At 39.9% G+C, this 8,340-nt stretch carries 9 protein-coding genes; 3 read left to right on the forward strand and 6 right to left on the reverse strand.

Annotated elements, in window-relative coordinates:
• From U0M88_RS06345 to rapZ, 5 genes are all read right to left on the reverse strand, one after another.
• A partial coding sequence (locus tag U0M88_RS06345) for a ZIP family metal transporter (RefSeq protein WP_331869264.1) occupies positions 1–773 on the reverse strand: 773 nt, incomplete at its 3' end.
• A gap of 10 nt (positions 774–783) precedes the next feature.
• A complete protein-coding gene (locus U0M88_RS06350) occupies positions 784–1,314 on the reverse strand; it encodes a hypothetical protein (protein ID WP_331869265.1) in 531 nt (176 codons plus the stop codon).
• Entirely contained in the window at positions 1,307–2,254 is a 948-nt protein-coding gene (gene whiA / locus U0M88_RS06355) for a DNA-binding protein WhiA (protein WP_117445615.1), read from the reverse strand. Before whiA ends, U0M88_RS06350 begins: the two co-directional genes overlap by 8 nt.
• Positions 2,255–2,309: 55 nt before the next feature.
• A complete protein-coding gene (locus U0M88_RS06360) occupies positions 2,310–3,257 on the reverse strand; it encodes a gluconeogenesis factor YvcK family protein (protein ID WP_331869266.1) in 948 nt (315 codons plus the stop codon).
• Complete coding sequence (gene rapZ / locus U0M88_RS06365) at positions 3,254–4,111, reverse strand: RNase adapter RapZ (RefSeq protein ID WP_117445613.1); 858 nt, start codon at positions 4,109–4,111, stop codon at positions 3,254–3,256. Before rapZ ends, U0M88_RS06360 begins: the two co-directional genes overlap by 4 nt.
• An 82-nt stretch (positions 4,112–4,193) precedes the next feature.
• Here rapZ and U0M88_RS06370 point away from each other — a divergent pair, with 82 nt between their 5' ends.
• The 3 genes from U0M88_RS06370 to U0M88_RS06380 are packed head-to-tail and all read left to right on the forward strand — an operon-like array spanning position 4,194 to position 6,856.
• Positions 4,194–4,712, forward strand: a complete 519-nt coding sequence (locus U0M88_RS06370) for an HAD domain-containing protein (protein WP_303970927.1) — start codon at positions 4,194–4,196, stop codon at positions 4,710–4,712.
• The gene (locus U0M88_RS06375; protein ID WP_117445610.1) at positions 4,696–5,100 is read left to right on the forward strand and encodes a VanZ family protein; all 405 of its coding nucleotides are present in this window, start codon (positions 4,696–4,698) and stop codon (positions 5,098–5,100) included. The genes U0M88_RS06370 and U0M88_RS06375 overlap by 17 nt, the downstream gene beginning before the upstream one ends.
• 58 nt (positions 5,101–5,158) lie before the next feature.
• Positions 5,159–6,856 carry a putative glycoside hydrolase gene (locus U0M88_RS06380; protein WP_331869267.1) on the forward strand — a complete coding sequence of 566 codons (1,698 nt, stop codon included), beginning with the start codon at positions 5,159–5,161 and terminating at the stop codon, positions 6,854–6,856.
• Between the two features lie 20 nt (positions 6,857–6,876).
• Here the strand turns inward: U0M88_RS06380 and U0M88_RS06385 are convergent, their stop codons facing one another.
• The gene (locus tag U0M88_RS06385) at positions 6,877–8,157 is read right to left on the reverse strand and encodes a peptidoglycan bridge formation glycyltransferase FemA/FemB family protein (protein ID WP_331869268.1); all 1,281 of its coding nucleotides are present in this window, start codon (positions 8,155–8,157) and stop codon (positions 6,877–6,879) included.
• Between the last annotated feature and the right edge of the window lie 183 nt (positions 8,158–8,340).

Here is an 8,340-nt window from a genome sequence, read left to right on the forward strand (position 1 = left end):
GCCGTATCCAGGATCATCATGCAGGCAAAACCAATCGCAAAGGCAATCGTGGCAATATTCGAATGCTGCCCGTGCTGGGATTGCGGAATCAGCTCCTCTACACAGACATAGACCATAGCTCCGGCCGCAAACGCTAACAACCAGGGCAAAACCGGCTGCAAGACCGCCGAAAACAAGATCGTCAAAAACGCACCAATCGGTTCTACGATGCCCGAAGCGGTTCCTAAAAGAAATGATTTCATCCTGGACATTCCCTGTGAATGTAACGGCAAAGATATAACGGCTCCTTCCGGAAAGTTTTGAATGGCAATTCCCATTGAAAGCGCCAAAGCCCCTTCAATGGTCAAGGCCGTATCGGCACTGTATAATCCGGCAAAAACGATGCCTAATGACATCCCTTCGGGAATATTATGCAATGTCATCGCAAAGAATAGCTTTGTAGTTTTCTTCCAGGAAGTATGGATTCCTTCTTCCTGATCCGAATCTACATGTATATGCGGTATTACTTCATCTAACACCAATAAAAAGAAGATTCCCAACAAAAAACCAACGGATGTCACCAGCCAGCTGCTTTGATGTAGGCGTTCAACTTCTTCCATCGCCGGCAATAATAAGCTGAAGACACTGGCTGCGATCATAACACCGGCCGCAAAGCCAAGCATAAATTTTTCAATCAGTGGCGGCACACCTTTTTTTAAGAAGAAAACGACCGCTGCTCCCAACATCGTTCCCAAAAAAGGAATTACCAATCCTAAAAACATTTCTAAATACATCTCTATCTCCTTATGTTACATTGACATGGACTTCTCGTGTTACCGCATTGCCAAAACGATCGGATACGCGTACTGATACATCCTGCGATCCGGCAGCTGAAGCATTAAAATCCGATGTCGTTGAAAATGAAACTCCACTTAAATCACTGGCTTTGATATAAGCCGACCAATCTATGCTTTGTCCTGCCGAAATATCGATTTCTGTCGGACAGGATAATATCGTTGGCGGTTGCGTATCTTTTACGGAAATGGAAAAATCGATATCCCGATTTCCCGCATGGATCACAAAATCATACACTCCAACCACCAGATAATCCATATTCTCGGAAGTAAAACGATTTTGTGCCTTCACAACACCGGAGCTTTTGGCCTCCACTTCCCAGTCATCCGTTGGATAATTTTGCGCATTCTTAATATATAAGGCCGCATTGGCATAAATATCCTGCCCTAATTCAACCGTAAATGTCTGTCTTTGCAGCAAGGGACCAGAACAACCCGTCAATACCAACAGACACATCATAATCCATCCTAGTTTACGCATCTGCATCCTCCAAAAACGGCTTTGCCATTTCTTTGATTTTTCCCAGACGATGCTTCATCCCCGATTTGGAAATGATCTCACCATACGCCAGATAACATTGTTCACACAGCTCATTCATACTGGCTTCCGGGAATTTCTTCCGTATTTCCATCACATGTCGTATCTTGGAAGAAATCTCAACCTTATTCTCATTTTGTTCCAATGCATATATATAATCCAACTGTTTTTTTCCTGCTTTTAACGCCTTCATTTCATTAGCCAGCTCACAATTATCCAGACGCTTTAAATTGTTGTAGAAATCACGCTGAATTCGTGAATCCTCAAAGTCGAACAAAGCCTGGGATGCGTTACAGAGCTTTAAGAAATCGGCAATTTTGTCACCGGCTTTTAGATAGACGATATACGCATTCTTTCGGCGTATGGTCTTGGCCGGCAAATAAAATCGCTGCATCATCTTTTGAATGCTTTGGGCCATCTGTTCTTCATGTGTACTGATCTCACAATGATAATTTGTCGTTTTAGGATCGTTGATGCTGCCACCGGCTAAAAAACATCCCTGAAGATAGGCACGAGCGTTTTTCTCTGAACGTGTATATTGGATCGGTGGTGCAAAATGCAGGCCACTTTCCGTCAAAATCTTTAGATCCGAGAGAATTGTCTGCGCCTTGTCATAGACTTGAATACGATAGACATTGTTCTTTTTTAACTGCATTTTTCGCAGAACAGAAAGACGAGGATCCACCTGATACAACTCTTTCATTCTTTGAAAGACATGCTTGGCAATCGTCGCATTTTCGGTTTGAAACGATAAGTACATCCCCTGCCAGTTCATATGCAAAGAGGCCCGCATTTGTAACAGAGCACAAAGCTGTGCTTTGGCAGCACTTGTATCCAGTACATCATCACAGATCTGTTTTTTTACCTCGCTTGTAAATGACATGCCAAACCTCCTTTTTTTGCGCTAGTTATTATACCATGAGATTTTTAATTGTATTCTAAAGAGCCTTTAAAATTTCTTCTACGACTTCCCGAACAGCTTTGGGATCATGACGAATACGCCCCTTTTCATCAAAATAAATCATGTTTCGTTTTAAAATCTGATACGAATGCTCCTTTTCCTGCACCTGAATCGGATATGAGTTCATATGCGCATACTTATCCAGAATGGATTGTGGGATATAACTTTGATCAACCACGACAAGATCCACCGGATTTTTAAACGCATGTTTTTCAATAGCACGGATGTGATCTTCCATGCTGTAGTTATCCGTTTCTCCAGGCTGTGACATCGCATTACAGAAATAAATATGCGGACATGTCGTTCTTTGAATTGCCTCTGAAATCTCTTTTATGATCAAATTGGGCATGATCGATGTATATAGCGAACCAATCCCGTAAATTAGAATATCCGCATTTTCAATGGCTTGAATGGCCGGCAAATACGGAGTGACTTTCTTTTGATAAAACACGTGATCGATACTGTTATCCAATGTAGGAATGTTTTTTTCTCCCCGGACCAGCGTTCCATCCTTCATCATCGCATACAAGGTTACAATATCCAGTGTACTGGGTACGATCGTTCCTTTAACCTTCAAAACCTTGCTGATGGCCTGAATGGCACCAATAAAAGAACCTGTCAGATTCATCAAAGCTAAAAAGATCAAGTTTCCCAGATTATGCCCACCAATATCTTTATCCCCTTCAAATCGATAATTCATCAGATCGCTGAACAAGTGATTTTCATCATCCTGTGCCATCGCACAAAGCACATGACGGATATCCCCGACTGCCGGTACATTATAAATATCTCGGATACGACCGGTACTTCCGCCATCATCCGCCACCGTTACAATAGCGGTAATATTGGCATTCTGAATACTTTTCATTCCCATAAGCATGCTGGAAAGTCCGGTTCCACCACCAATGACTACGATATTTTTCATTCTTCATCCACTCCTATATCCCGATGGGATTTAAAACAACGATACGTATCCTTATATATATCATATAACCAGTTACATATGGATACGGAACGATGCTGTCCACCGGTACAGCCTATCGCAACGATCATATGGTTTTTATTTTGGTGATCATAGCTTTCAAAAACAAAATCTGTGTAATTTTTTAACCGAACGATAAAATCCTGAGTTTCCGGCTTCTCCATGACATAGTTATAGACTTCTTTTTGATTACCGGTCTTATCCCGCAACTCGGGTTCATAAAACGGGTTGGGCAAAAAACGTACATCGATGACCATATCTGCATCTAGAGGAACACCATGTTTAAAGCCAAACGATTGAAACGTCAAGGTAAACTGACTTTTTTCCTGCATCTTAAAGCGATGACGAATGCGACTAGCCAAAGATGTCGGTGTGATCTTTGTCGTATCAATATGGATCATATCCGGAGCACTATCTTGTAAATGATCAAATAAATCTCTTTCCATTTCGATAGCTTCTTCGATTGTTGTCGCTTTGCCTATGGCAATCATCGGATGATGTCGTCGGGTAAAACGATAACGAAGCAGCAGCTCTTCATCACTGCAATCCAGAAAAACGATAGATACAGGTTCCGGCATATTTTTAAAATACGTCACAAAATCTAAATAATCGATGGCACTAACAGATAACGCAACATACTGATAATGATCTTCTTTTTCCAGTAATGTTTCTAAATTTGGTAAAAGCTCTTTTGGAAAGTTATCGATACAATAATATCCCATATCTTCCAAAGCATTCATGGCACTGGATTTTCCGGCACCTGACATACCGGTGACCAGAACAACTTTTTGTTTCATAAGGAAGCCTCCTTTTGTCTTTCATTGTATCATATCTTGTCCCTGACTTTTGTATTTTGTACAATAAGGGCAGGAGGAGTCTATGCATCCTATTATCTTTTTGGACATTGACGGAGTATTACATCCCTTAAAAACCAGTAACAGTTCTGCTCTTGATCATCATTTAAATCAAGAACTGGCCAAACTCTATCATGATCCTGAATTTTTAAAATTGAATATTTATTTTACCAACCTTGTTTATTATGGCTTTGATCAAAATGCCTGCACCCTTTTAAAGAATCTGGTGGATGAATTTGATGCCCGTATCGTTTTAACAAGCTCCTGGCGATTAATTTATTCTAAGCATGAGCTTTATTATCTTTTTAAGATCCTGCATCTGGAACAGGCATTTATCGGTACAACGCGAAAATCCACACCTCGTTTTCAAGTCATACAGGAATATATTGATAAACATCATATCGATTCCTATATCATCATTGATGATGCCGATCTTCAAAAATACTTTGAGTTTCATACAATCAAAACCATCAATCGTTTTTGCGACAGCGATTATTTAAAAGCCCGAAATCTGCTGCTTCTTCAACATGTCAAAGCACATTAAATGGCGATGGGCCAGTTTGGCAATTGCCTTATTGATCTTCTGGTTTTCCGGCAGAAATGCCAGTCAATCTACCCTGCAAAGCGATTCCTTTTTATTCCTGCTTCCATTTCTGCAGGAAGATACAGCCCGTTTCTTGATTCGCAAGCTGGCTCATTTTACCATTTATATGGTTTTAGGCTTTTGTGTATATCGCTCTTTTAAAGAACCTCATTCCAAATGGGCTTTTGGATTGAGTCTAATGCTTTGTTTTCTCTATGCCTGCAGCGATGAATTTCATCAGTTTTTTATCGCCGGACGATCTGCGCAGTTTACCGATGTCATGATTGATACATGTGGCGCCTTGATCGGGCAGACTTTATCGTATATTTCCATCAAAAAGTGGGGATAAGTTGTGGATTTTGGACCAAAATTGACTTTTTTTTACCAATTATGATATTGTTCTTCTGATGAAAAAGAGAAAACTTAGAGCCGGTGCCCTGATTCGGATCGGTGGAGCATTGATTGCCGCTGTTTTTTTGGTATCCTGTATCACAGCGATTTCCTCAGGCCTCTATAATGCGATCCATCCTATCCGCTATATCTACAGCAAAGAAAACACGCTGCAAGTCAGCGTACCTTATATCGTTGACGGTGAAGCTGCCGAAAAGAAATTCAGAATTCCTCGCGGTACAGCAGTTCGCCTGTCCGAGAAAAAAGAAAAGGAATCTACTTTCCAGTATGAAGGCATGCAAATCTCCCTGGATAACCGTTATTTAAAAAACACATTGGAGGAATGCATCCAGATTGATACTGTCTATCCAAGACGATTGATCAATCTGCGTGAGAAAAAAGATGGTCCTTTATGCGATGAAATCGTAAAAAAAGGAGAAAGTGTTCAGGTCACAAAGGTAGATCTTGACGATCTTGATCAAACGACCGGAGAAATTCGATGGTATCAAATAGAAAAAGACGGAAAGAAATATTGGTTGAACGGAAAATACGTAGAAACCGATAAAGATTTATCTACAAAAAACTGGAATACAGATATAACATATTCAACCTATTGGGATGAATATTATGGTGAAGGATACTCTAAGGATGCCTATATCGACCAAATCGATTATAAGCCAACGCAAACTGCCAAGTATGAAGACAATTCATTATTGACCAACTGCAATGCGGTTCATATCTCATTAGAGAATATGATCCAGAATAAAGAATATTATTTAAACTTGAATAAAGAGACCGGTGTCAATGCCTATGTTGTGGAATTAAAAGGAGATGCCGGCTACCTGTGGTATGATTCAAAAGCGGCAGATGAATATTTAAACGATCCAAAGCAGGCAAAATCCAATGTATTAGCTTCTATGGATGAATTAAAAGATCTCATTAAGGAATTTCAGGATCAGGGTTATTACATTATTGGTCGTATCGTAACCTTTAAGGATCAAATATTTGCCTTACAAAACAGTAAAGAATCTATTACCGACAACAGCGGAAATCTCATTGTTCACAACGATGAGTATTGGCCAAGTGCATATTCTCGTAAAGCCTGGATGTACAATGTAGCCATTGCCAAAGAAGTGGCGGATTGCGGTGTCAACGAAATTCAATTTGACTACGTTCGTTTTCCGGATGGATTGAGTGCAAGCATGGATTCCATTGACTTAAAAAACACCTATGATGAAAGTAAGACTGCTGCCTTACAAGGCTTTTTACAGTATGCCAAGGAAGAACTGGAGCCCTACCATGTCTATGTGGCTGCCGATGTCTTCGCCTGGCCTTTGGTCGCACAGGATGATCAGGATATCGGACAGTTTTATCTTGCGATTGCCAACAGTGTTGATGTAATCTGCCCGATGCCTTATTCCGATCATTTCTCTGCCGGAGCGATGGGAATCGAAGATCCTGGCAGTGATCCTGGAAAGGTATTGGAAGAATATACTCGTCTGGCAGACAAAGAAATGAAAGAGTTGGAGAATCCACCTGTCTATCGTTCCTGGATACAGGCATATGGAGACTTAACGCCAGATCAGATCAAAGCCCAGATCAAAGGAATCAACGATTCCGGTTATGAAGGATACATGGTCTGGTATGGCTTTGGAAATCCGGAAGACTTAGACAGCAACAAAGCCGGCTACATTGACAGTGCCATACAAAAATAAGGACAGAGCAATCTGTCCTTTTAAATATCCAAATGATTCTTTTTCTTATATACATTAAAAAGTATCGTATGCAATGGTAAAATAAAGTTTCCTACCAGTTCGACTACGACCGCATTGAAGCCTCGTTTAAAATCAAAGACCTCATAGCCTTCCTGACCCGGCTCAAACAATCCACTGATGCCGTAAAAATTATACTCTGTATAGCCTTCTTCAATTGCCTTTTGGATCATTGTCCACTGCAGAGCATAAGGCGCTTTAAACTTCTTATAAGCATCATTGGAGCCACTCATCAAATATACCACTTCTTTTCCATAAAAAATGTACATAGCTGCCGCCAATCCTAATTCATGTCCATGTTCTTTCTGTAAAAGTACAGCCTCTTCCTGGCGTTTATACAAAGATTCTAAATGTAAAGTAGCGGTGTGCAAACGATTCTGTGAATTTTTAGAATGAGGGTTTTCCTGCAGTCTCTGTTTAGCCTGTTCAATTACCTGTTTTTCTTTATCTATGCTTTGTTGAATGTTTTCTACATATGCGTCAATATCCAGATAAGCATAATACGCCTGGGCCTTATCCTTAAAATATTCATATTGTTCCTGATAATATTCCAGAGATAAAGAAGAAAAGTGTCTTCTCTCTCCGGTCATACTGACCAGGTCGTGCAGAATGGAAAGCTCATCTTTTTCCAGTTTTCGTACTTTGATATTATACTTCAAGGCATTTTTGATATCTTGTCTGGTCTTGGAAGGAAAAGCCTTGAATACTTGTTCCTTTGTTTGGCCTTCTAAATGTAAGATTGACATCCAGCGACACTGTCTTGTCATATCATATCCTTGCGTTAGTGGAAGATGCGCAAATCCCATTTCTTGATAAAGATCTACAACATCCTGATGATTCCATCCGCCTTCAACGATCTGTCCGTTTTCATCTCTTTGTCGCAAAGGAATATAGGGATCCGTTTCCAAATACACACATTTTTCTTTTTTCAAGTTCTGCAGTAATCTATAGTATTCTTTGAGATTCTCCTTGTTTGTATAAAAAGGCCCTCTGGGAATATAGGCATAGCAAAACAGCTTCATTAGAGGTTTGATCGCAACCATGGCACAGACTTGAATCGTATTTTCTTCCATACCGGCCAGATATCGTACATCCCAGCCATCTTTTTTTATCTTTTCTCCTTCATAACTGGATTGTAGAAAATTTCTGTTCTCAAATTGTTCGATCCAAGTTTCATATGCATCTGTATTAATTTGCTTTAGTTTTATATTCGTACCTTCTTTGACAATACACAGTTGTCTTATTCTTCCCCAAAATGAATCTCAAACAAAAAAAGAGGCATCAAGCCAATGTCATTAAGTTAAGACAACTATAACTATACAGGCAATCAAGTCTAGATAGTTTTTTACTAATAAGGCATGACAAAAATTGTAGTATTGCTACTACATTTTTTAAGTTATATAATATGGCCGTTAGTCATATCGATA

This window comes from Faecalicoccus sp. (assembly GCF_036552745.1).
GTDB lineage: Bacteria > Bacillota_I > Bacilli_A > Erysipelotrichales > Erysipelotrichaceae > Faecalicoccus.